Below are 20,513 nucleotides of genomic sequence, written 5' to 3'. Positions count from 1 at the left end.
CCTAGGCGTTGCCCGGTTCGGGAGTGGTGGCGACCTTCGTCGCGGCATCGGCGCCCTCGTCGAGCAGCACCCGGAAACCGGCCGCGTCGAGGATGGGCACGCCCAACTGAACGGCCTTGTCGTACTTCGAGCCCGGGGAGTCCCCGACCACCACGAACGATGTCTTCTTGGAGACCGAGCTGGCCGCCTTGCCGCCGCGCGACACGATCGCCTCGGTGGCCTCGTCCCGGCTGAAACCCTCGACCGTGCCGGTCACCACGATGGACAGGCCGGTCAGCGTCTGCGGCACGCTGGGACCCGTGCGCTCCTGCCGCAGCTGGACGCCGGCCGCCTTCCACTTGTCCACGATCGCCTGGTGCCAGCCGACCTCGAACCACTCGACCATCGCGCGCGCGATGGTCGGGCCGACCCCCTCGATCTGGGACAGCTCCTCCTCGCTCGCCGCCCGGATCGCCTCGATGTCGTCGTACACCGTCGCGAGCGCCTGCGCCGCGGTCGGCCCGACGTGCCGGATCGACAGGGCGACCAGGCCGCGGGCCAGCGGCTGGGTCTTGGCGGTCTCGAGGTTCGCGAGCAGGCGCTGCGCGTTCGCCGACAGCGACCCCGCCTTGGTGGTGAAGAACGGGCTGCGGGCCAGCTCCTCCTCGGTCAGCCCGAACAGATCGCCCTCGTCGGTGATCAGCTCGTCACCGATCAGCGCGTCCGCGGCCTTGAACCCGAGCACCTCGATGTCGAACGCCGACCGCCCGGCCAGGTGGAAGATCCGCTCCCGCAGCTGCGCCGGGCAGGACTGCGAGTTCGGGCAGCGGATGTCGACGTCACCTTCCTTCATCGGGCGCAACGTCGTACCGCAGGACGGGCACTCGGTCGGCATCACGAACTCACGAGCGTCATCCGGCCGCAGCTCGACCACCGGTCCGAGGATCTCCGGGATGACGTCACCGGCCTTGCGCAGGACGACGGTGTCGCCGATCCAGACGCCCTTGCGCTTCACCTCCTGCGCGTTGTGCAGGGTGGCGAACTCGACCGTCGACCCGGCCACCCGGACCGGCTCCATCTTTCCGTACGGCGTGACGCGACCGGTGCGGCCGACGTTCACCTCGATGTCGAGGAGCTTGGTGGTGACCTCCTCCGGTGGGTACTTGTACGCGATCGCCCACCGGGGGGCACTCGAGGTGGACCCGAGCGCACGCTGCAGGTCGACCTCGTCCACCTTGACCACGACACCGTCGATCTCGTGGTCGACGGAGTGCCGGTTCTCGCCGTAGTACGCGATGAAGTCGTTCACCTGGTCGAGCGTCTCGACCTTGCGGGCGCGGTCGCTGACCGGCAGGCCCCAGGCCTTGAGCTGCTCGTACGCCTCCGACAGCCGGCCGACGTGATAACCGTCGACCCGGCCCAGACCGTGGACGACGAAGCGCAGCGGGCGGCTCGCGGACACCCGTGGGTCTTTCTGCCGCAGTGATCCGGCGGCGCTGTTGCGCGGGTTGGAGAACGGGTCCTTGCCCGCCTCGACCAGCTGCGCGTTCAGCTCCTCGAAGTCCTCGACCCGGAAGTACACCTCGCCGCGGACCTCGAGGAAGGACGGCAGGTCCTCGCCCTTCAGGTCGTTCGGGATGCTCTTGATGGTGCGGACGTTCAGCGTCACGTCCTCACCGGTGCGCCCGTCGCCGCGGGTCGCGCCGCTGACCAGGCGGCCGTTCTCGTACACGAGATCGAGCGCGAGCCCGTCCACCTTCAGCTCGCACAGGAAGCCGCTGGCGTGGATCTGCTTGACCGTGACCTCGCGCTCGAGCCGCTTGGCCCAGGCCTCCATCTGCTCGGCGGAGAACGCGTTCGCCAGGCTCTCCATCCGGGTCGGGTGCTGCACCGGGGTGAACAGGGTGGAGATCGGGGCGCCGACCTTCTGCGTCGGTGAGTCTGGGGTGCGGAGCTCGGCGTACTGCTCCTCGAGAGCCTCCAGCTCGTGCATCAGGGCGTCGAAGTCCGCGTCCGAGATGGTCGAGGTGGACAAGTAGTACCTGACCCGGTGCTCCTCGATCTCCTGGCTCAAGGCGGCGTGCCGCTCACGCACCTCTGGCGGCGCAGCAGGCTGTTCGGCAGCAGTCGTCTCCGGGATCTCCTCCGTACTCATGGGGAGAACTTACAGTGGCCCACCGACGTTTCAGGTGTTGTCGGCTGCTTCGGCGATGGCTTCCGCGGTACGGCGTAGGAGGGCCAGGCGGGAGCGTGCGTCGGCCGGGGATGGGGAGGCGGCCAGGCCGCAGGCGGGTGTGATGACGACCTGCTTCAAGAGTTGGGGATCCAGGCCGATTTCGCGCCAGCGGCGTACCAAAGGATCGGCCGCCTGCTCGGGATTGGGGATCGGGCCGGTGGTGGCGACCAGACCGGCGTAGAGCGTGGTGCCGGCTTCAGCGGCGAGGGCGATCTGCTCCCAGCCGGCCTCGGTGAGGAGTGAGACGTCAACGGCGACGCCGGTCGCGCCTGCCTTGGTGAACACCTCCACCGGCGGCCGGGCAGCGCAGCAGTGCACCACCGTCGGCGCCACCGACGTGACAAGGCTGAGCAGGTCCACAGCGCCTGGACCGTCGACAGAACGGTGCTTGCTCCAACCGCTAGCCGTGGGGACTGCTCCAGCGAGTACTGCGGGAAGCCCCGGCTCGTCCACCTGTACGACGAGCTCCGCCCCGGGCACACGGCGTCGTACCTCGGCTACATGCTCACCAAGCCCCAGCGCCAACGCCTCCGCCAAGTCCCGCCGAGCGCCGTGATCCGCCAGCGCCTTGTCGCCACGCGGCCGCTCGACCGTGGACGCCAGGGTCCACGGACCGGTCAGCTGCAGCTTCAGTGGCCCGGTGTAGCCGTCCGCTAGCTCTTCGAGCACATCCAGATCCTCAGCGAGCAACGACCGCGCCCGCCGCTGGTCCAGACTCGCCCGGGGGTCACTGCCACCCGTGAGCCGCCACCCGGCCGGCTGCAGGTCGACAGCCAGCTCAGTGAGTACGGCGACCGCCCGGCTCAGCATGTCGCCGTACGGACGCGCCGGAAGCTCAGCCAGGAACGGGATGTCCACCGCGTCGAGCAGGACCTTGGTCCACTCGCGGATGTCGTCACCAGGTAGCGAACCCAGCCCGGTTGTCGTCATGCGTGTTGTGCCGCCACCCGCGACACCGTGTCGATCGTCGCCGAGCCGATCACCCGGGTGCCGTCGTACAGGACGACCGCCTGACCGGGCGCGACGGCCGACGTCGGCTCGTTGAACGCGACCAGCACCTCGTCCCCCTCGACCCGCGCGGTGACGGCGACCTGCTCGCCATGCGCCCGCAGTTGCGCCTTCACCTGCAGCTCGGTGGTCGGCGCGGGACCACACCACCGCGGCTTGGACGCGATCAGCGAGGACACCGCGAGCTCCTCCCGCGATCCCACCGTGACGGTCCGGTCCACCGGGCTGATGTCCAGCACGAACCGCGGCTTGCCGTCGGCGGCCGGCGTACCGATCCGCAGGCCCTTGCGCTGCCCGACGGTGAAGCCGTGGGTGCCCTTGTGCTCGCCGAGCTTGTTGCCCTGCGCGTCGACGATGTCACCGGGCGCCTCGCCCAGGTGCTTGCTGAGGAAGCCGGGAGTGTTGCCGTCGGCAATGAAGCAGATGTCGTGACTGTCCGGCTTGGCCGCGACCGACAGCCCGCGTCGCTCGGCCTCCTCGCGCACCTCGGTCTTGACCGTGTCGCCGAGCGGGAAGAACGCGTGCTTCAACTGCTCCTGCGTGAGTACGCCGAGCACGTACGACTGGTCCTTCGCCGGATCCACTGCCTGGTGGAGCTCACGCCCGTGCTCGGTCTCGACGATCCGCGCGTAGTGCCCGGTCGCGACCGCGTCGAAGTCCAGCGCCAGGGCACGCTCGAGTACGGCGCTGAACTTCACCTTCTCGTTGCAGCGCAGACACGGGTTCGGCGTGCGGCCGGCGGCGTACTCGCTGACGAAGTCCTCGACCACGTCGGCGTGGAACCGCTCGGCCAGGTCCCAGACGTAGAACGGGATGCCGATCACGTCCGCGGCCCGGCGCGCGTCGCGGGAGTCCTCGATCGTGCAGCAGCCGCGGGCGCCGCTGCGGTACGACTGCGGGTTCCGGCTCAGGGCCAGGTGCACTCCGACCACGTCGTGCCCGGCCTCGGCCATCCGCGCCGCCGCGACGGCGGAGTCGACTCCGCCGGACATGGCTGCGAGTACCCGCATCAGCTGTTCCTTCCCACGTTCTGCAGACCGGCGGACTTGGCCCGCTCCACCACCGGCCCGATGTTCTCCAGTACGGCGTCGATGTCGGCGCGGGTGGTGGTGTGCCCGAGCGTGAACCGGAGCGACCCGCGCGCCCGCTGGTCGTCGTACCCCATGGCCAGCAGGACATGACTCGGCTCGGCGACCCCGGCGTTGCACGCGGACCCGGTGGAGACCTCGATACCGCGGGCGTCGAGCAGCAGCAACAGCGAGTCGCCCTCGCAGTCGCTGAAGGACAAGTGTGCGTTGTTGGGCAAGCGGTCCGTCGGGTCACCCGAGAGCTGCGCGCCCTCGACGGTGTTCACGATCCCGCTGACCAGCGCGTCCCGCAGCTCGGTGAGCCGGCGCGCCTCGTCCGCCTGGTGCTTGACCGCGTGCTCCACCGCCACCGCGAACCCTGCGGTGGCGGGCGCGTCGAGGGTGCCCGACCGTACGTCGCGCTCCTGGCCGCCGCCGTGCAGGACCGGCGTCAGCTTCGTCTCCTTGTGGACGACGAGCGCACCGATGCCGTACGGGCCGCCGAGCTTGTGCGCGGACACCGTCATCGCGTCGACTCCCAGCTCGGCGAAGTCCACCGGAAGCTGCCCGACCGCCTGCACCACGTCGGTGTGCACGGGGATGTCGTACTCACGAGCCAGCGCCGCGACCTCGCGGACCGGCTGGATCGTGCCGACCTCGTTGTTCGCCATCATCAACGTGACGAACGACACGGACTCCGGGTCCGCCTCGATCGCTCGCCGTACGTCGTCGGGCCGCACCCGGCCGAGCTCGTCGACGGGCAGCCACTCGATCTCGGCCTTCTCGTGCCGCGCCAGCCAGACGGCCGGATCCAGTACGGCGTGGTGCTCGATCCCGCTGAGCAGGATCCGGCGGCGGCGCGGGTCCTCGGCCAGGCGGGCCCACCACAGGCCCTTCAGAGCGAGGTTGTCGGCCTCCGTGCCGCCGGAGGTGAAGACCACCTCACTCGGCTGCGCACCGAGCGCGGCGGCGATCGTCTCGCGGGATTCCTCGACCGTCCGGCGGGCGGCGCGGCCGGAGCCGTGCAGGGACGACGCATTGCCGGTCCGCGCGAGGTGATGGCTCATCGCCTCGATCGCCGCCGGCAGCATCGGAGTCGTCGCCGCGTGGTCCAGGTACACCGTGCGACGGTCGGAAGAAGTCATATCGGCTTCAAGGGTATGTCCGCCGTGGTTGTTCCCGCTCCTCGGGCCTCAGCGGTGGGACACCAGCCGCTGTATAGGGGCGTGCTCGGTGGATCGGTGGTGACCACGGATGACTTTCCGTATCGTCGGCCCGCAGTCTGGTCGTCGTACCGGAAAGGAGCAGTCATGACACAGGAGATCCTCGACCAGCGGGCGGCCGCGGTCATCGAAGCGAACAAGTACATGACGCTGGCCACCGTGGACGCGGACGGCCGGCCGTGGGTCACGCCGGTGTACTTCACGCCGGACGGGCACGCCGACTTCTACTGGGTGTCCTCACCGGATGCCGAGCACTCGGTGAACGTCGCGCGGGACCCGGACGTCAGCATCGCCATCTACGACTCGAGCGTGGCCGTCGGCCAGGCATCGGCCGTCTACCTGCGCGCCCGCGCGGAACTCGTCCCCGACGACGAACTCGAGCGCGGCGCCGCGTTCTACTCGGCCCGCCTCGCCGGGCTGCGCAGCTTCACCGCCGACGAACTCCGCGCCCCTGCCGACCTCCGCCTCTACCGAGCCAGAGCCACCGACCACTGGCTCCTCATCCGCGGCCGCGACCCCGAGTACGGCACCGGGATCGACTCCCGCCGCCGCGTCTGGAGCTAGGCGCAGTGGTAACGGCCCGGCCCGGGAGGGGTGCCGGGCCGGGCCGTCGAGGGCCGGAGATCGAGGGGTGAACTCCGGCCGGGGTGGTGGCTGGGTCCCCGGGGGTAGAGACCCAGCCTGGGAGTCAGGACTTGCGCTTGGTGATTTCCTCGGTGGCGGCGGGGAGGACCTTGTGCAGGTCGCCGACGACGCCGAAGTCGACCAGCTCGAAGATCGGGGCTTCCTCGTCCTTGTTGACGGCCACGATGGTCTTCGAGGTCTGCATACCGGCCCGGTGCTGGATGGCGCCGGAGATACCGGCCGCGACGTACAGCTGCGGGGACACGGTCTTGCCGGTCTGGCCGACCTGGTAGGCGTGCGGGTACCAGCCCGAGTCGACGGCCGCGCGGGACGCGCCGACCGCGGCGCCGAGCGAGTCGGCGAACGCCTCGACCGGGCCGAAGTCACCACCGGTGCCGCGACCACCGGACACGATGATCGCCGCCTCGGTCAGCTCCGGACGGCCGGTCGCCTCCCGCGGCTTCGACTCGACGATGCGCGCGGTCTTGGCGGCGTCGGAGATGGTGACGTCGAACTCCTCCACCTCCGGCGAGGTCTCGGCCGCCTCCGGGGTGGCCGCGTTCGGCTTGACCGTGATGATCGGGGTGCCGTGGGTGACCTTGGCCTGGACCGTGTAGTTGCCGGCGAACACCGACTGGGTGGTGACCGGAGCGGAGTCGGCGGCCTGGACGTCGACGGCGTCGGTGATCAGGCCGGAGTCGAGCTTGACCGCCAGCCGGGCGGCGATCTCCTTGCCCTCGGCGTTCGACGAGATCAGGATCGCGGCCGGCTCGACCTTGGCCGCGACCTGCTGCAGCGCCTCGGCCTTCGGCGCCACCAGGAACTGGGTCAGCTCCGGGTTGGTCAGCGCGATCACCTTGGTCGCGCCGTACTGCCCGAGCGCCGGCAGCGCCTCCTGCACACCGTCGCCGACGAAGACGGCGACCGGCTCACCGAGGCGGCGGGCGATGGTGAGGAGCTCCGCGGTGGTCTTGCGGACCTTGCCGGCGGTGTGGTCAACGAGAACCAGAACGTTCGACATGAACTGATCGCCCCTCAGAGGAACTTGTTGGTGGACAGGAAGTCGACGAGCTGGGTAGCACCGCTACCGTCCTCGTCGGTGACGATCGTGCCGGCGGTGCGCGGCGGCCGGGCGGTCACCTCGACCACCTCGGTCCAGGCCGCGGAGCCACCGACCTGGTCGGCCGGGATCTCCAGGTCGGCCAGCGACCAGGTCTGCACCGGCTTCTTCTTCGCGGCCATGATGCCCTTGAACGACGGGTACCGCGGCTCGTTCGCCTGGTCGGAGACGCTCAGCACCAGCGGCAGCGTGCCCTCGACCGTGTCGCTCGCGGTGTCGCCGTCGCGGCGGATCCGCACGGTCTGGCCGTCGACGGTCACCTCCGAGCCCAGTGTCACGGCCGGCAGCCCGAGCCGCTCCGACACCATCGCCGGCACGACCCCCATCGACCCGTCGGTCGAGCCCATCCCGAACACGACCAGGTCGGCCTCGAGCTTGGCCAGCGCCTTGGCCAGGATCAGCGAGGTGGCCACCGCGTCCGAGCCGTGGATCGCGTCGTCGATCACGTGGACACCCGCGTCGGCGCCCATCTGCAGACCCTTCTTCACCGCGTCGGCGGCCTGCTCCGGGCCGACCGTGAGGATGGTCACTGTGCCATCAACAGCGTCCCCGCCAGTTTCTTTCACAGTGAGCGCGGTCTCGACGGCATATTCGTCCAGCTCGGACAGCAGCCCGTCGACACCGGCGCGGTCCACCGTGTTGTCCTCCGGACGGAAGCGGCGGTCCGCGGTGGCATCCGGCACGAACTTCGCGCAGACGACGATCTTCATAGCGTGTGGGACCCCTTCTGGTTAACGGTCTCTCCCAAGCCTGCCACGGATGTTACTCACGAGAAACATATTCCCGTGCGAGTCCCATCACAGTCCGGCCCAGCACTAGTCTGACTCGGGTGACCGAGACGTTACCGCTCACCGGCGAGAGAACAGCGCCCGGGATCTGGCACGAGAACTACTGGTTCGCGCGCCACGACGCCGCCTACCGCTGGATCACCGCCCAGCTGTCACCCACCGGTCGCGTCCTCGACGCCGGCTGCGGCGAGGGCTACGGCGCGGAGCTGCTCCGCCTGGCCGGGGCGGACTCCGTGACCGGTCTCGACTATGAAGATACGACTCTTCGGCACGTCCGCCGGGCTTATCCACAGGTCAATGTGGTGCGCGGCAACCTCGTCCAGACCGGGTTCGCCGACGCGACCTTCGACCTGATCACCTCGCTGCAGACGATCGAGCACCTGTGGGAGCAGCCGCGGTTCGTCACCGAGTGCGCGCGCATCCTCGATCCGGCCGGCACCTTGGTGCTGAGTACGCCGAACCGGCTGACGTTCCCCAGCGGCAACTGGTACCACACCCGGGAGCTGACGGCTGCAGAATTCACCGAACTGCTCGAGCCGCACTTCGAGATCACCCACGCACTCGGACTCCACCACCGCAACCGCCTGCGCACGTGGGAAGCGCAGTACGGCTCCTGCGTGGACGCCCAGCTCGCGACCGGGTACGACGCCTGGGACGACAACCTGACCGAACTGGTCCGGAGCACCACCCACGAAGACTTCGTCATCCGCCCCGGCAACCTGGACGACTCCCTCGACCTGGTCCTCGTGGCACACCCTCGGTAGCGGGTTGTTGCACCGCTGGCGGGTTGCAGCACGCCAGCGGCGAAATAATCCGCCAGCGAGCTATGGGCGGACGAAGCGTTCGAGGATCTTGCCGGCGATGAGGTAGACCAGCGCCGCGATGCCCCAGTTGACCAGCAGGGTGTTCTTGGCGGTCTCGAGGCGGAACAGGTCCTTGAACGGGCCCACCAGATCGTGCCCGCGCTCCAGCACCCAGCGCACGATCTCGTTGCTCTGGTTCGTCTGATCGAGAGCGGTGAACAGCGCACCGAGCGCCAGCACCGCGGCCGCGATCACCGCGGCGAGCCAGATCAGCGAGGCGATCAGGTTCCGCAGCCTCCGCACTCCGGAGCCCACCGAACTCAGCGCCTGCTTGCTCTTCCCCGCGGACGTGGTCTTGACCGACGTCGTTTTGTTGCCCGCGGCACCCGTCTTCGCAGTGCTGGAGGACACCCTGGCCACCGGCTTGGTCACCGCGGTCTCCCCAGGATCCTTCGAACCCGAACCCGAAGCCGAAGGCGAACCCGCAGCCGATGCCGATGAAGAGGACTCGGCCGCGGCCTTCTCCCGGGCCCGCTGCTCGGCGACGATCTCCGCCGCGGTCTTCGGCCGGGCCGACTTCGTCGCCGTCGCGGTCGCCCCACGGCCGCCCGCCTCGCCGGCGCTGTCCTTGCTGCTGTCGGCTGCTTCCTCGGGCGGTGTCACCGCCTTGTCAGCAGCCGCCTTCTCGTCGTGCGTACCCACGTCGTCCATCTCCTCAGCCGGGGTCGGTTCCTCGTCCGTCGCCGTCGTGGTCTCCTGCGCCGGCGCTCTCCTGCGCCGGCTGACCGGGACAGGGCGCGGCGACAACCTGCGCCGGGCACCCGCGAGCGGGGCCGGTGAAGCCGTCCTGCCGTCCACTGCCTGCACTTCTGGGTCCAGCCTTCGGTTCACACCGATCTCTCGAGCCGCCGGCGGTTCAGCCGGGGTGATCGAGTCGGCCGCCGCCTGGTCGAGCGGCGACCGCCCAGCCGCGTCCGTCCCGCTCTGGTCAGCCACGCTGGATCTCCTCTCCGACGGTCAGCCGGTCGGTGTGCGACCGAACGTGGGGGACATAGTGCCCGACTGGTGAGTAACTTGAGAACCCCTCGTCGTCAACTCCCTCACCCGCCGCGTCACCGCCATCACCCTCAGTTTCCCCCGGTACGCCGTCCCTACTCGGCTCAACGGGTTCACCGGCACGGAGCCGGGCCGCAATCCGGTCGTTCGCCTCGGCCAGTCCGGCCAGGTAGGCCCGGCGGGCTGCGTCGGCGGCGAACCGGGCGGTGCGGTCGGCGACGACCACGGCCGGCACCCCGGCTGCGACGGCGTACGAAGGAATGTTGCCACGGGCAACACTATTCGCGCCGATCACCACGCCGCGGCCGATGTCGGTTCCGCGGGTGACGGTGACCTTGGTGGCCAGCCAGCAGTCCGGGCCGATCCGGACCGGCGACTTGACCAGGCCCTGGTCCTTGATCGGCAGGCCGAGGTCCTCGGTCTTGTGGTCGAAGTCGCAGATGTAGGTCCAGTCCGCGATCAGCGTGGACGCGCCGATCTCGATGTCCAGGTAGCAGTTGACCGTGACGTCGCGGGCGAACACCACCTTGTCGCCGATCCGCAGCGTCCCCTCGTGCGCGCGCAGCCGGGTCTCGTCACCCAGGTGCACCCACTTGCCGAGGATGATCCGGCCGTGCCCGGGCCGCGCGACGACCTCCAGCTTCTTGCCCAGGAAGACGAATCCCTCGGTGACCACACCAGGGTGACGGAGCTTGAACCAGGCGAACCGCCAGTAGCGCTTCAGGTAGTACGGCGTCCACGCCCGATGGCGCACCACCCAGCGCAGATTCGCCGCGGTCAGCAACCGCATCAGGTCACCCTACTGCTCTGGATTCCGTCCCCGCCCCGCCGCCCCGGTCCGGGCCACACCAGTGATTGAGACGTTGTAGTACAGCTCGTCGGGTACGACGGCCGACAGCAGCTTGTCCACCTTCGACAGCTGCAGCCATGACTTGTACGCGAACATCCGCCACCCGAACCCGAGCTTCTGCTCCGGTACGGCGGCCTCGAACGTCCGGATCGGCCACCCGACCCAGGCGGCCAACAACTCCTCCGTGACCGTCCGTACGTCGACCGCCCCGGCCCGACCGGCCATCCGGGCCAGTGTGTCCGGGTCGAACGTGTGCAGGTCGACCACAGCCTCCAGAGCAGCGGCCCGTGACGACTCGTCCAGCTCCGACTGCGGACGGCGCCACTCGGTCAGCGCCGGCAGCTTGGTCAGGTTCGTCGTCGCCCACCAGGTGAAGCGCGACAACCGCCGGGCCACGAAGTCGCCGTACCGGGTGGGTTCGCCGCAGATGACGAACCGCCCGCCCGGCTTGAGCACGCGCAGCATCTCGCGGAAGGCGAGCTCGACGTCCGGGATGTGGTGGATGACCGCGTGCCCGATGACCAGGTCGAAAGTGTCGTCGTCGTACGGCAGCTTCTCGGCGTCCGCGACCCGGCCCTCGATCGCGAACCCGAGGGTCTTCGCGTTCTTCTTGGCCGCCTCGACCATGCCGGGTGAGAGGTCGGTGACGTGCGCCTCGTCCAGAACGCCGGCCAGCTTGAGGTTCAGCGTGAAGAAGCCGGTGCCGGCGCCGATCTCCAACGACTTGCCGTAGGGCCAGCCGTCCGATCCGGCGATCGCGACGAACCGGTCCCGCGCGTAGCTGACACAGCGTTCGTCGTACGAGATCGACCACTTCTCGTCGTACGTCGACGCCTCCCAGTCGTGGTACAGCACCTGGGCGAGCTTGTTGTCGTTCCAGGCCGCCTCGACCTCTTCGGCGGTGGCAGCGGGCTTCTCGGCGGAGCCATGAGAAGTTGTGGTCACGTCAGATTCCCTTGAACTCGGCCTTGCCCGGGCCGTTCTCGACGAAGGACTTCATCCCGATGCCGCGGTCCTCGGTGGCGAACAGCGCGGCGAACTGCTGCCGCTCGATCTCCAGCCCGGTCTGCAGGTCGACCCCGAGCCCGGCGTCGATCGCCTCCTTGGCGGCCCGCAGCGCCAGCGCGGCACCGCGGGAGAACTGCGACGCCCAGGCGACAGCTTCCGAATAGACCGACGCGGCGGGCACGACCTTGTCGACCAGTCCCAGCGACAGCGACTCCGCGGCGTCCACGAAGCGGCCGGTGTAGATCAGGTCCTTGGCCTTGGACGGACCGATCAGCCGGGACAGCCGCTGCGTCCCGCCGGCGCCGGGGATGATGCCGAGCAGGATCTCCGGCTGGCCGAGCTTGGCGTCCTCGGCGGCGATCCGGTAGTCCGCGCACAGGGCCAGCTCGCAGCCGCCGCCGAGTGCGTACCCGGTGATGGCCGCGACCGTCGGCTTCGGGATCGCGGCGACCGCGGACAGCGAGGACTGCAACGGCCCGGAGCGCTTGACCATGTCGGCGTACGACATGTCGGCCATCTCCTTGATGTCCGCGCCGGCCGCGAACACCTTCTCGCCGCCGTAGATCACCACCGCGCGGACCTCGTCGTTCGCCGTCGCCTCCAGCGCGGCGGTCCGGATCTCCTCCTGGACCTGGACGTTCAGCGCGTTCATCTTCGGCCGATCCAGCCGGATCGTGCCGACACCGTCGCTCACGGTGAGGTTGACGAACTCGCCCATCGCCTCGCTCCTTACAGCTCGGGGTCCTACCCGCCGGTCACATCCCCGGAACCGTACCGGACCACTCCACACACTTGTACTGCGGGGGAGGCTACAGATCGACCGGTTGACCCGAGATCGCGGACCGCCGGGCCGCGTCCACGATCCGGAGCGTCCGCAGGCCGACCGCGCCATCGGGCTGCGGTACGACGGCCGGCGTCGTGCCGGCCACCGCCGGGCCCGACTCGCGCACCGCGGTCAGGAACGTGTGCAGCATCGAGGCGTCCAGGTTGGTGCCGATCGGCAGGAACACCTCCCCCGCGGCATCCGTCCCGCCGACGTGCGGGAGGAACGGCTCGATTTCCACCGATCCGTTGGTCCCGGTCACCTGCAGGGACACGCCACCCCAGGTCGGGCCGTTGTCCGGCACGCTCCAAGAGCAGTCGATGGTTGCCAACAGCCCGTTGTCGTAGGTGATCGTGACCAGCCCACCGGTCTCTACCGCGACACTCTTGTCCTGGTGCAGAACGTGGTTCGCGGCCGCGTAGACCCGCGTGGCCGAGGCACCACCGGTCAGGCCGTCGATCAGGTCGGCGCAGTGCACGGTGTGGTCGACGAGCGCTCCCCCACCGGCCAGCTTGGCGTCGGTGAACCACTGCCGCTGGTCGTACGGGATCTTCCCGTTGTTCGTGCCCAGTACGGCGAACACGTCGCCGAGCTTCCCGGCCTCAACGGAGGCGCGCAGCCGCAGGTACGACGGCGCGAAGCGAACCGGGTAGGCAATCATCAGGATCGCGCCGGCCTCTGCGCAGGCGGCCAGCATCGCCTCGCCGTCGGCGACCTCAGTGGCCAGCGGCTTCTCGCAGAGCACGTGCGCACCGACAGCCGCGGCCCGCTCGACCAACTCGCGGTGCAACGCGTTCTCGCTCGTCACCACGACGGCGTCGGGGCGCCAGTCGAACAGTTCGTCGTACGAATCGACGTACGCCACCTGGTGTTTCGCGGCGAACTCCGCGCCGCGGGGACCCGCATCCGGTGCGGACCCGCCGTCCGGGTCGGCCGACAGTACGTCGACATCCGGCATGGCACCGAGCAGGGACGCGTAGGACGAGGCGTGGGTGTGAGCGAACGAGGCGATCGCGACCTTCATGCCACTGCTCCCGACGGGTCGAAGGTTGTCATGTCGATGGTGCGGCCGGTCTCCATGGACGACCGGGCAGCCTCGGCCAGGTAGACCGCGGTCGCGCCGTCCGAGGCAAGCACTCGGGGCTCGGGCCCGCCGCGCAGACCAAGAGCGAGCTCACGAAGCTGAGTCAGGTAAGGGCTCTCCCCCAGCGTCGACGCCGGGATCAGCAGGTCGCCGCCGATCGCACCGTCCTGCAGCTCCTCGGCGTACCCGGTGTCGGTCTCGGAGGAGTACTTCAGTACGCCGGACGCGCCGGCGACGTGGAACCCGGACTGGAACTTGGTCCCGGTCGCACCCCAGGTCGCACGGCAATGGCTGATCGCACCGGTGTCGTGGGTGAGCGTGACATGCGCCGCGACGTTGACCGGGCTGATCCCGTCCACGGTCGGCGGGTTCTGGACGGCGTACACACTGGTCACCTCGCCGCACAGCCAACGGGCCTGGTCGAGGTCGTGAACCATCAGGTCCATGATCACGCCGCCGGAGCGGGCCACGTCGCGGTACCACCCGGCACCGGCCGGGGACGACGCCTGGCGGAAGAACCGGGCCACCGCGACCTCGCCGATCCGGCCGGCCCGGACAGCGTCGTACGCCGCGCTGTAGGCCGGGAAGAACCGGACCACATGGGCCGGGTAGACCTTCACTCCGGCGGCCGCGGCGGCCGCGATCACCTCGTGCGAGTCGGCCGCGGTCAGCGTCAGCGGCTTCTCGCAGATCACGTTCCGGCTGGCCTTGATCGCGGCCAGCGCGATCTCCTTGTGCGTCGGCGACGGGGTCACGACGTCGACGAACTCGACCTGCTGCAAGACACTGTCGAGTGACGGCGCGACCTCCAGCCCGTACTGCTCGGCGAGCTCGGCCGCACCGGCCTCGGAGTGCACCAGGACGCGGGCGCCGAGTGCCTTCCAGGCCGACACGTGCACGTGCGCGATGTTGCCCGCGCCGATCAGGCCGACGGTCAGATCGGCCAACTGTTCCGACATGAGGTCCCTTACTCGAGTCCGGGAAATCCTGCTTAGCTTGGCACCAGCATGGGTAATTTAGTAACGATCCTTTCGTATCATTGCGCACAGACGTTCGCAACTACCGTCCCATGAACACAACCACCATCGTTATCGATAACTCACCCTGCGCCCGCGACGGTTTGAGAGGTCTTGTGCAGAATGTGCCGGTGACCGAAGCGACCGCCGCCCCGAGTGCTCTCGACACCGGGCTCCACCTGGGGGCTGTGGTCCAGACCGATGGCACCACGTTCACCCTGTGGGCTCCCGCCGCGGAGCGGGTCGAGCTGACGCTGATCGCCGACGACGGCAGCCAGCGGAACCTGGATCTGGCCCATACCGGTGAGTCCTGGACCGGGTTCGTCCCCGGAGTGGGCCATGGGCAACGGTATGGCTACCGGGTGCACGGCCCGTTCGATCCCTCGCACGGTCTGCGGTTCAACCCGGCCAAGCTGCTGCTCGACCCGTACGCACGAGCAGTCGACGGCACGCTGGACTACTCCAGCCCACTGATCTACGACTCCTCCGACGGCGACTCGGCCGGGCACGTCCCGGTCAGCGTGGTCGTCGCCGGGTCGGAGCCGCCGCCCCCGATCAGCCGCCCGGTGCACTGGGGCGAGACGGTCATCTACGAACTGCACACCAAGGGCTTCACCAAGCTGCATCCCGACGTACCCGAGCATCAACGCGGGACGTACGCCGGCCTGGCGCATCCGTCGGTGATCAACTATCTGACCGACCTCGGCGTCACCTCGGTCGAGTTGTTGCCGATCCATCATTTCCTCACCGAGCCGGCCATCGCGGCGCGCGGGCTGCCAAACTACTGGGGGTACAACAGCCTCGGGTACTTCGCGCCGCACGCGCCGTACTCGTCGTCGGGTTCCCGCGGTGAGCAGGTCGCCGAGTTCAAGGCCATGGTGGCCGCGTTCCATGCCGCCGGCATCGAGGTGATCCTCGACGTGGTCTACAACCACACCGCCGAGGGCGGTTTCGACGGACCGACGCTGAGTTTCCGCGGGATCGACAACCGGGCGTACTACCGGCTCGGCCACGGCGGGACGACGTACGACGTGACCGGCACCGGCAACTCGGTGGACACCTCACACCCGCAGGTGCGCCGGCTGGTGATGGACTCGCTGCGCTACTGGGTCGAGGAGATGGGCGTCGACGGTTTCCGGTTCGACCTGGCCGTGACGCTGATCCGCAACGAGCGGCACGAGGTGGACACGGTCGACCATCCCTTCCTGGCCGAGGTCGCGGCGGATCCGGTGCTCGGCCGGGTCAAGCTGATCTCCGAGCCGTGGGACATCGGCCCGTTCGGCTACCAGGTCGGCAACTTCGGCACCCCGTGGTCGGAGTGGAACGGCAAGTTCCGCGACAGCGTGCGCGACGTGTGGCGCAACACGTCCGACGGCGTGAAGGACCTCGCCTACCGGCTGTCCGGATCCAGTGACCTGTACGGCGACGACGGGCGGTACCCGTACGCGTCGATCAACTTCATCACCGCGCACGACGGGTTCACCCTGCGCGACCTGGTCAGCTACGACCACAAGCACAACGAGGCGAACCACGAGGACAACCGGGACGGCACCGACGACAACCGGTCCTGGAACTGCGGGGTCGAGGGCGAGACCGGCGACCCGGCCGTGATCGCCTTGCGCAAACGGCAGATGGCGAACCTGATGTCCACGCTGATCCTGTCCACCGGCGTACCGATGATCACCGCCGGCGACGAGTGCGGGCGGACGCAGCACGGCAACAACAACGCCTACTGCCAGGACAACGAGATCTCGTGGTTCGACTGGAGCCTGCCGGGTCTCTGGGCGGATCACCTGGAGCTGACCAAGAAGCTGATCGCGCTGCGGACGGCGCATCCTGTCCTGCGGCAGTGGCACTACTTCTCCGGGGAACCCGTCGTACCGGGTGGCCGCAAGGACCTGTCCTGGATCGCGCCGCACGGTGGCGAGATGACCGAGGCCGACTGGTACGACGGCAACCTGAGGACGATCGGGATGTTCCTGGCCGGCGACGCGCTCCGGGCGACCGATGCCGAAGGCAACGCGCTGACGGACAGTTCGTTCCTGCTGGCGCTGAACGCGACGCCCGAGACGCGGCAGGTCGTCGTACCGGATGCTTCCTGGGCTCCGGCGTACGAGGTGGTGCTCGACACCAGCAACTCGATGGTCACCGAGGTCGAGGCCGGTGCCACCGTTCCGCTCGCTCCCCGCTGCCTGGTGCTGCTGCGCGCACTCTGAGGGGCGTTAACCTTCCTGCAGTACATTCACCGGTCACCTTCTGTTCATCTCTGGGGGACCGATGTTCCTGCTGCGCCGTCGGGCCGTCCGCGAACGTACGACGCCGATCGGCGCGCTGCACCGAGCGGTGATGCACTGGGGTGACGCGGACCGCAGGCCCACCGGACCGACGCTGCGGCGATGGCTGGACGGGGTCGCGTACGTCGACGTCCAAGCCCGGACGTACGCGGATTTCTGGCTCCGGCACAACGATCAGGCTCTCGCGGCCGATGGACCGTTGTGGGTCGTGCTCGGGGACTCGACGGCGCAGGGGCTGGGCGCTTCGACACCCCTGCACGGGTACGTCGGCCAGGTGCTCAACGCCCTGCGCCGGACCGGTCGTCCGTGGCGCGTGGTCAACCTGTCCCGGTCCGGTGCGCAGACGCGGCACGTGCTCGAGGACCAGCTTCCCTTGGTCGAGGGACTGGGGGCCGACCTGGTGACGTGCGGGATCGGCAACAACGACATCCTCGCCACGCCGCCTCGCCGATTCCGGGAGCAACTGCGCTCGGTGATCGACCGGCTGCCGTCGTCGTCGGTAGTGATGGACCTGACCGTTCCGGACCGGTTCTGGCGGGTCGGCGGTGTGTGCAGCCCGTACGTCACCGGGATCAACCAGTTCATCTCCACCACCGCGACGGGCCGCGGTCTCCCGGTCGCCCGGGTCTCCCGCCACGCCCGCCCACCGTGGCGCGGCCTGCTCGCCCCCGACAGCTTCCACCCCAACAACCTCGGCTACCGCCGCCACGCCGACGCCCTGCTTGCCGCGCTGCCGACTGAAGTGACTGGCTGAATACTACGGATCCGGATAATCTGGATCCGTGGAGAATGAGTTGTTGCTGGTGGTGCTGCAGCGGGCGACCCACGCGACGCTGCAGGTGCTGGGGACGGAGCTGGCCGAGCTGGGGCTGACGGCTTCGGAGCTGAACGTGCTGGCGAATCTGGCCGACGGTCGCGGCCGGACCGTGTCGGAGCTCGGGGCAGCGGCCGGAGTCAGGCCGACCACGTTGACCGGCGTACTGGACCGGCTGGAGCAGAAGGGGCAGATCGAGCGGGCGCCGCGGCCGGGTGACCGGCGGGCGGTGGAGATCTCGCTGACCTCGGCCGGCGTGAAGAGCGCCGGCCGGGTGCAGCGGGCGTACGCGGAACTGGAAGAGCGAGCGCTGGCAGGGATCGCGCCGGGCTCGGTGAGACAGGCACGGCGAGTGCTGACGGCCTTGGGTGCGGTGTGAGTACGTTCGATGAGTTGATGGGCGAAGTGATGGCTTCCGCGGAGCGGTTCGGGCATCGGGAGCACGTGAAGCTGACGTGGCTCGCCGTACGGCGGTGTGGGACGGCCGCCGCGGTGGAGCTGATCAGTGACGGGATCCAGCGGACGGCTCGGTATGCCGGCGTACCGCAGAAGTACAACGCGACGGTCAGCCGGGCGTGGGTGGAGTTGACGGCGTACCACATGGCCGAGGCGCCGGGTGAGAGCTTCGACGAGTTGTTGCGACGTAATCCGGGACTGATGGACAAGCGGCTGCTGACGCGGTTCTACCACTCGCGCACGTTGGCTTCACCGGCCGCGCGGACAGGGTGGGTCGAGCCGGATCTGCACGCGTTCCCAGGGTGAATCTTGACCTTGCCCCTGGGGCAGGGGGTTTGGTGGTCGCGTGTTGACGATCAGCGAGTTCGGGCGGCGTACCGGGCTGTCGCACAAGGCGTTGCGCTTGTACGACGTCTCCGGGCTGCTCCCGCCTGCCCAGGTCGACCCGTCGAACGGGTACCGCCTGTACGACGAGGAGCAGCTCGAGCGGGCCCGGCGGATCAGTGTGCTGCGGCAGTTGAACATGCCGTTGACCACGATCGCCGAAGTACTGGCGGGATCGGACGAAGAGGCACTCATCCGGCTGGACCGGTGGTGGGCGGCCGAAGAGGCGACCACGGCGGCCCGGCGGGCGACGCTGGAGTACCTGCGGGACCGGCTCTCGCGGTCCGGAACGCCCGGGTTGTCACCCCGGCCGGTGCTGACCCGCGACGTACCCGAAACGAAGATCGCGGCGATCCGGAGCGACACCGATCAGCAGTCGCTGGTCGGGGTGATCGTGACCTCGACCGACGACATCCGCCGGCACCTCACCGACGCCGGCGCGACGCTGACCGGTGGGTCGTGGGTGATCTACCACGGCGCGGTCACCCCGGAGGCCGAGGCGACGGTCGAGGTGTGTGTGCCGTTCGAGGGCCTGGTGGATCCGTCCGGGCCGATCGCGATCCGGGTCGAGCCGTCCCACCGGGAGGCGTACTGCACGATCACGATGGACGAGTGCGCGTACCCGCGGATCATGCTCGCCTACGACCTCGTCGGCGACTGGGTCCGCTCGGCCGGAGTCTCCACGGCCGGCCCGCCGCGTGAGGTCTACCTGCCCGACTGTCACCTGCTCCCCCGCGACCAGCCGGCCGTCGACATCGCCCTGCCCATTTCCTCAGCTCCACGCAGTCCCGAAGGGAAACATTGATGGACTACGCCGTTCAGACCTCGTACAGCGATCCAGGTGTGTACGCGCACCTGTACGACGCGTTGCCCGACGACGTCGCCGGTATCGCGGCGGTGATTCGCAACCTGGTGATCCACTACCGCGGCGGCGGGATCCAGTTCACTGGCGACCGGCTCGCCGAGATCGACCACCGATGGGTCTCGTCGATGCTGGCGACAGATCAGAAACGCAACGGCAAGCCATTGGCCGAACCGCGCGACCCCTTCGACCGGATCGTCGGCTGCTGCCGTGACTACACGCTGCTGACCGTGTCGGCCCTTCGCCACAAGGGCATCCCGGCCCGCAGCCGGATCGGGTTCTCCGACTACTTCCGCGACGGCTACAACCACGACCACGTCGTCGTCGAGTACTGGAACGGCGACCGCTGGGTGATGATCGACGCCCAACTCGACCCGGCCTCCGGCCACCCCTTCGACGTACAGGACATGCCGCGCGGCCCCTTCCTCAAGTCACCCCGCGGCGGCCCGTTCCTCTCGGCGGCGGAGGTGTGGCTGGGAGTACGCTCCGGCGACCTCGACGAGAACCTGTTCGGCATCGACCCCGGCTCCCCCATCGGCGGCGGCTGGTTCATCCGCAACTACGTCCACTTCCAACTCGCCCACCTCCACGGCGACGAACTCCTCCTCTGGGACAACTGGGGCACCATGACCGACACCCTCGACGGCGCCGACGTCCACCTCACCGACGAAGTCGCTGAGCTCTTGGTTGCCTCCGACAACGGAGACGAAACCGCCACGAAGGAACTCGCCGACCGGTACGAGGCCAACCCGGACTTGCGGCCTACCGGGCGGTCCTACGTCACGTCGCCTACTGGGGCGCCGCATGTGTGGATTGATCTGGTTCGGCCTTGATGCTTGGGCTCGGCGGGGTTTTCGGGGTGCGGGTCGGTTCTTGGGTCACAGTGGGTGTGGTTCCGCGGGCGGTTTAGCCCGGCTGGGGTGACCCCCAACTGCGACCACTCGGGTGAGCAGCTCCGGGATAGCTGCGCCCTCCTGGTCGTGGCGGTGTGGGTCAAGGGTCGAAGATCCCGCAGGGA

Annotated in this window: 20 protein-coding genes; 8 read left to right on the top strand and 12 right to left on the bottom strand. The window is 69.0% G+C overall.

What is annotated here, in order from left to right:
* Nucleotide 1: 1 nt before the first annotated feature.
* From ligA to AB0F43_RS37505, 4 genes are read right to left on the bottom strand one after another with little or no spacing between them, the layout of a single operon-like run.
* Entirely contained in the window at nt 2-2,134 is a 2,133-nt protein-coding gene (ligA, locus tag AB0F43_RS37520; protein WP_360488499.1) for an NAD-dependent DNA ligase LigA, read from the bottom strand.
* Between the two features lie 30 nt (nt 2,135-2,164).
* Nucleotides 2,165-3,145, bottom strand: a complete 981-nt coding sequence (locus AB0F43_RS37515) for a methionine synthase vitamin-B12 independent (protein WP_360488496.1) — start codon at nt 3,143-3,145, stop codon at nt 2,165-2,167.
* Nucleotides 3,142-4,233, bottom strand: coding sequence for a tRNA 2-thiouridine(34) synthase MnmA (mnmA, locus tag AB0F43_RS37510; protein ID WP_360488493.1), 1,092 nt, complete (start codon nt 4,231-4,233; stop codon nt 3,142-3,144). Before mnmA ends, AB0F43_RS37515 begins: the two co-directional genes overlap by 4 nt.
* Nucleotides 4,233-5,435: a cysteine desulfurase family protein gene (locus tag AB0F43_RS37505; protein ID WP_360488490.1), complete on the bottom strand. Its 1,203-nt coding sequence runs from the start codon at nt 5,433-5,435 to the stop codon at nt 4,233-4,235. Before AB0F43_RS37505 ends, mnmA begins: the two co-directional genes overlap by 1 nt.
* 165 nt (nt 5,436-5,600) lie before the next feature.
* Between AB0F43_RS37505 and AB0F43_RS37500 the strand changes: the two genes are divergently transcribed.
* A complete protein-coding gene (locus AB0F43_RS37500) occupies nt 5,601-6,077 on the top strand; it encodes a pyridoxamine 5'-phosphate oxidase family protein (protein ID WP_360488488.1) in 477 nt (158 codons plus the stop codon).
* A 124-nt stretch (nt 6,078-6,201) separates the two neighbouring features.
* Here AB0F43_RS37500 and AB0F43_RS37495 read toward each other — a convergent pair whose 3' ends face one another.
* Nucleotides 6,202-7,158: an electron transfer flavoprotein subunit alpha/FixB family protein gene (locus AB0F43_RS37495; RefSeq protein WP_360488485.1), complete on the bottom strand. Its 957-nt coding sequence runs from the start codon at nt 7,156-7,158 to the stop codon at nt 6,202-6,204.
* Nucleotides 7,159-7,172: 14 nt separating this feature from the next.
* Nucleotides 7,173-7,967, bottom strand: coding sequence for an electron transfer flavoprotein subunit beta/FixA family protein (locus AB0F43_RS37490; RefSeq protein WP_360488482.1), 795 nt, complete (start codon nt 7,965-7,967; stop codon nt 7,173-7,175).
* 119 nt (nt 7,968-8,086) lie between these two features.
* Here AB0F43_RS37490 and AB0F43_RS37485 point away from each other — a divergent pair, with 119 nt between their 5' ends.
* The gene (locus AB0F43_RS37485) at nt 8,087-8,809 is read left to right on the top strand and encodes a class I SAM-dependent methyltransferase (protein WP_360488479.1); all 723 of its coding nucleotides are present in this window, start codon (nt 8,087-8,089) and stop codon (nt 8,807-8,809) included.
* A gap of 60 nt (nt 8,810-8,869) precedes the next feature.
* Here the strand turns inward: AB0F43_RS37485 and AB0F43_RS37480 are convergent, their stop codons facing one another.
* The 6 genes from AB0F43_RS37480 to AB0F43_RS37455 form a co-directional block, all read right to left on the bottom strand.
* A complete protein-coding gene (locus tag AB0F43_RS37480; protein ID WP_360488476.1) occupies nt 8,870-9,844 on the bottom strand; it encodes a hypothetical protein in 975 nt (324 codons plus the stop codon).
* Nucleotides 9,837-10,694 carry an acyltransferase gene (locus tag AB0F43_RS37475; protein WP_360488473.1) on the bottom strand — a complete coding sequence of 286 codons (858 nt, stop codon included), beginning with the start codon at nt 10,692-10,694 and terminating at the stop codon, nt 9,837-9,839. Before AB0F43_RS37475 ends, AB0F43_RS37480 begins: the two co-directional genes overlap by 8 nt.
* Nucleotides 10,695-10,703: 9 nt before the next feature.
* Nucleotides 10,704-11,699, bottom strand: coding sequence for a methyltransferase domain-containing protein (locus AB0F43_RS37470; protein WP_360488470.1), 996 nt, complete (start codon nt 11,697-11,699; stop codon nt 10,704-10,706).
* Nucleotide 11,700: 1 nt separating this feature from the next.
* Nucleotides 11,701-12,480 (bottom strand): enoyl-CoA hydratase-related protein, encoded by a 780-nt coding sequence (locus AB0F43_RS37465; RefSeq protein WP_360488468.1) that lies wholly within the window; start codon nt 12,478-12,480, stop codon nt 11,701-11,703.
* A 91-nt stretch (nt 12,481-12,571) separates the two neighbouring features.
* On the bottom strand, nt 12,572-13,609 hold the full coding sequence (locus AB0F43_RS37460) for a Gfo/Idh/MocA family oxidoreductase (protein WP_360488465.1): 1,038 nt from the start codon (nt 13,607-13,609) through the stop codon (nt 12,572-12,574).
* Nucleotides 13,606-14,628, bottom strand: coding sequence for a Gfo/Idh/MocA family oxidoreductase (locus AB0F43_RS37455; protein WP_360488462.1), 1,023 nt, complete (start codon nt 14,626-14,628; stop codon nt 13,606-13,608). The genes AB0F43_RS37460 and AB0F43_RS37455 overlap by 4 nt, the downstream gene beginning before the upstream one ends.
* A 188-nt stretch (nt 14,629-14,816) precedes the next feature.
* Between AB0F43_RS37455 and glgX the strand changes: the two genes are divergently transcribed.
* The 6 genes from glgX (at nt 14,817) to AB0F43_RS37425 (ending at nt 20,328) form a co-directional block, all read left to right on the top strand.
* Nucleotides 14,817-16,901 carry a glycogen debranching protein GlgX gene (gene glgX / locus AB0F43_RS37450; RefSeq protein WP_360488459.1) on the top strand — a complete coding sequence of 695 codons (2,085 nt, stop codon included), beginning with the start codon at nt 14,817-14,819 and terminating at the stop codon, nt 16,899-16,901.
* Between the two features lie 61 nt (nt 16,902-16,962).
* Nucleotides 16,963-17,733 (top strand): SGNH/GDSL hydrolase family protein, encoded by a 771-nt coding sequence (locus tag AB0F43_RS37445; protein WP_360488456.1) that lies wholly within the window; start codon nt 16,963-16,965, stop codon nt 17,731-17,733.
* A gap of 28 nt (nt 17,734-17,761) precedes the next feature.
* A complete protein-coding gene (locus AB0F43_RS37440; RefSeq protein ID WP_360488453.1) occupies nt 17,762-18,172 on the top strand; it encodes a MarR family transcriptional regulator in 411 nt (136 codons plus the stop codon).
* Nucleotides 18,169-18,555, top strand: coding sequence for a hypothetical protein (locus AB0F43_RS37435; protein ID WP_360488450.1), 387 nt, complete (start codon nt 18,169-18,171; stop codon nt 18,553-18,555). The genes AB0F43_RS37440 and AB0F43_RS37435 overlap by 4 nt, the downstream gene beginning before the upstream one ends.
* 40 nt (nt 18,556-18,595) lie before the next feature.
* Nucleotides 18,596-19,438 (top strand): MerR family transcriptional regulator, encoded by an 843-nt coding sequence (locus AB0F43_RS37430; RefSeq protein WP_360488447.1) that lies wholly within the window; start codon nt 18,596-18,598, stop codon nt 19,436-19,438.
* Nucleotides 19,438-20,328: a transglutaminase domain-containing protein gene (locus AB0F43_RS37425; RefSeq protein ID WP_360488444.1), complete on the top strand. Its 891-nt coding sequence runs from the start codon at nt 19,438-19,440 to the stop codon at nt 20,326-20,328. The genes AB0F43_RS37430 and AB0F43_RS37425 overlap by 1 nt, the downstream gene beginning before the upstream one ends.
* The last annotated feature ends 185 nt before the right edge of the window (nt 20,329-20,513 follow it).

Source organism: Kribbella sp. NPDC023972, from assembly GCF_040639075.1.
Lineage (GTDB): Bacteria > Actinomycetota > Actinomycetes > Propionibacteriales > Kribbellaceae > Kribbella.
The sequence above is the reverse complement of the archived record's forward strand: the minus strand, read 5'-3'. Positions and strand labels throughout refer to the sequence as shown.

What these genes read in the sequence shown, in the direction of transcription:
- ligA (WP_360488499.1), bottom strand. Translation starts at nt 2,134, where the DNA reads ATGAGTACGGAGGAGATCCCGGAGACGACTGCTGCCGAACAGCCTGCT.
- AB0F43_RS37515 (WP_360488496.1), bottom strand. Translation starts at nt 3,145, where the DNA reads ATGACGACAACCGGGCTGGGTTCGCTACCTGGTGACGACATCCGCGAG.
- mnmA (WP_360488493.1), bottom strand. Translation starts at nt 4,233, where the DNA reads ATGCGGGTACTCGCAGCCATGTCCGGCGGAGTCGACTCCGCCGTCGCG.
- AB0F43_RS37505 (WP_360488490.1), bottom strand. Translation starts at nt 5,435, where the DNA reads ATGACTTCTTCCGACCGTCGCACGGTGTACCTGGACCACGCGGCGACG.
- AB0F43_RS37500 (WP_360488488.1), top strand. Translation starts at nt 5,601, where the DNA reads ATGACACAGGAGATCCTCGACCAGCGGGCGGCCGCGGTCATCGAAGCG.
- AB0F43_RS37495 (WP_360488485.1), bottom strand. Translation starts at nt 7,158, where the DNA reads ATGTCGAACGTTCTGGTTCTCGTTGACCACACCGCCGGCAAGGTCCGC.
- AB0F43_RS37490 (WP_360488482.1), bottom strand. Translation starts at nt 7,967, where the DNA reads ATGAAGATCGTCGTCTGCGCGAAGTTCGTGCCGGATGCCACCGCGGAC.
- AB0F43_RS37475 (WP_360488473.1), bottom strand. Translation starts at nt 10,694, where the DNA reads ATGCGGTTGCTGACCGCGGCGAATCTGCGCTGGGTGGTGCGCCATCGG.
- AB0F43_RS37465 (WP_360488468.1), bottom strand. Translation starts at nt 12,480, where the DNA reads ATGGGCGAGTTCGTCAACCTCACCGTGAGCGACGGTGTCGGCACGATC.
- AB0F43_RS37460 (WP_360488465.1), bottom strand. Translation starts at nt 13,609, where the DNA reads ATGAAGGTCGCGATCGCCTCGTTCGCTCACACCCACGCCTCGTCCTAC.
- AB0F43_RS37455 (WP_360488462.1), bottom strand. Translation starts at nt 14,628, where the DNA reads ATGTCGGAACAGTTGGCCGATCTGACCGTCGGCCTGATCGGCGCGGGC.
- AB0F43_RS37445 (WP_360488456.1), top strand. Translation starts at nt 16,963, where the DNA reads ATGTTCCTGCTGCGCCGTCGGGCCGTCCGCGAACGTACGACGCCGATC.
- AB0F43_RS37425 (WP_360488444.1), top strand. Translation starts at nt 19,438, where the DNA reads ATGGACTACGCCGTTCAGACCTCGTACAGCGATCCAGGTGTGTACGCG.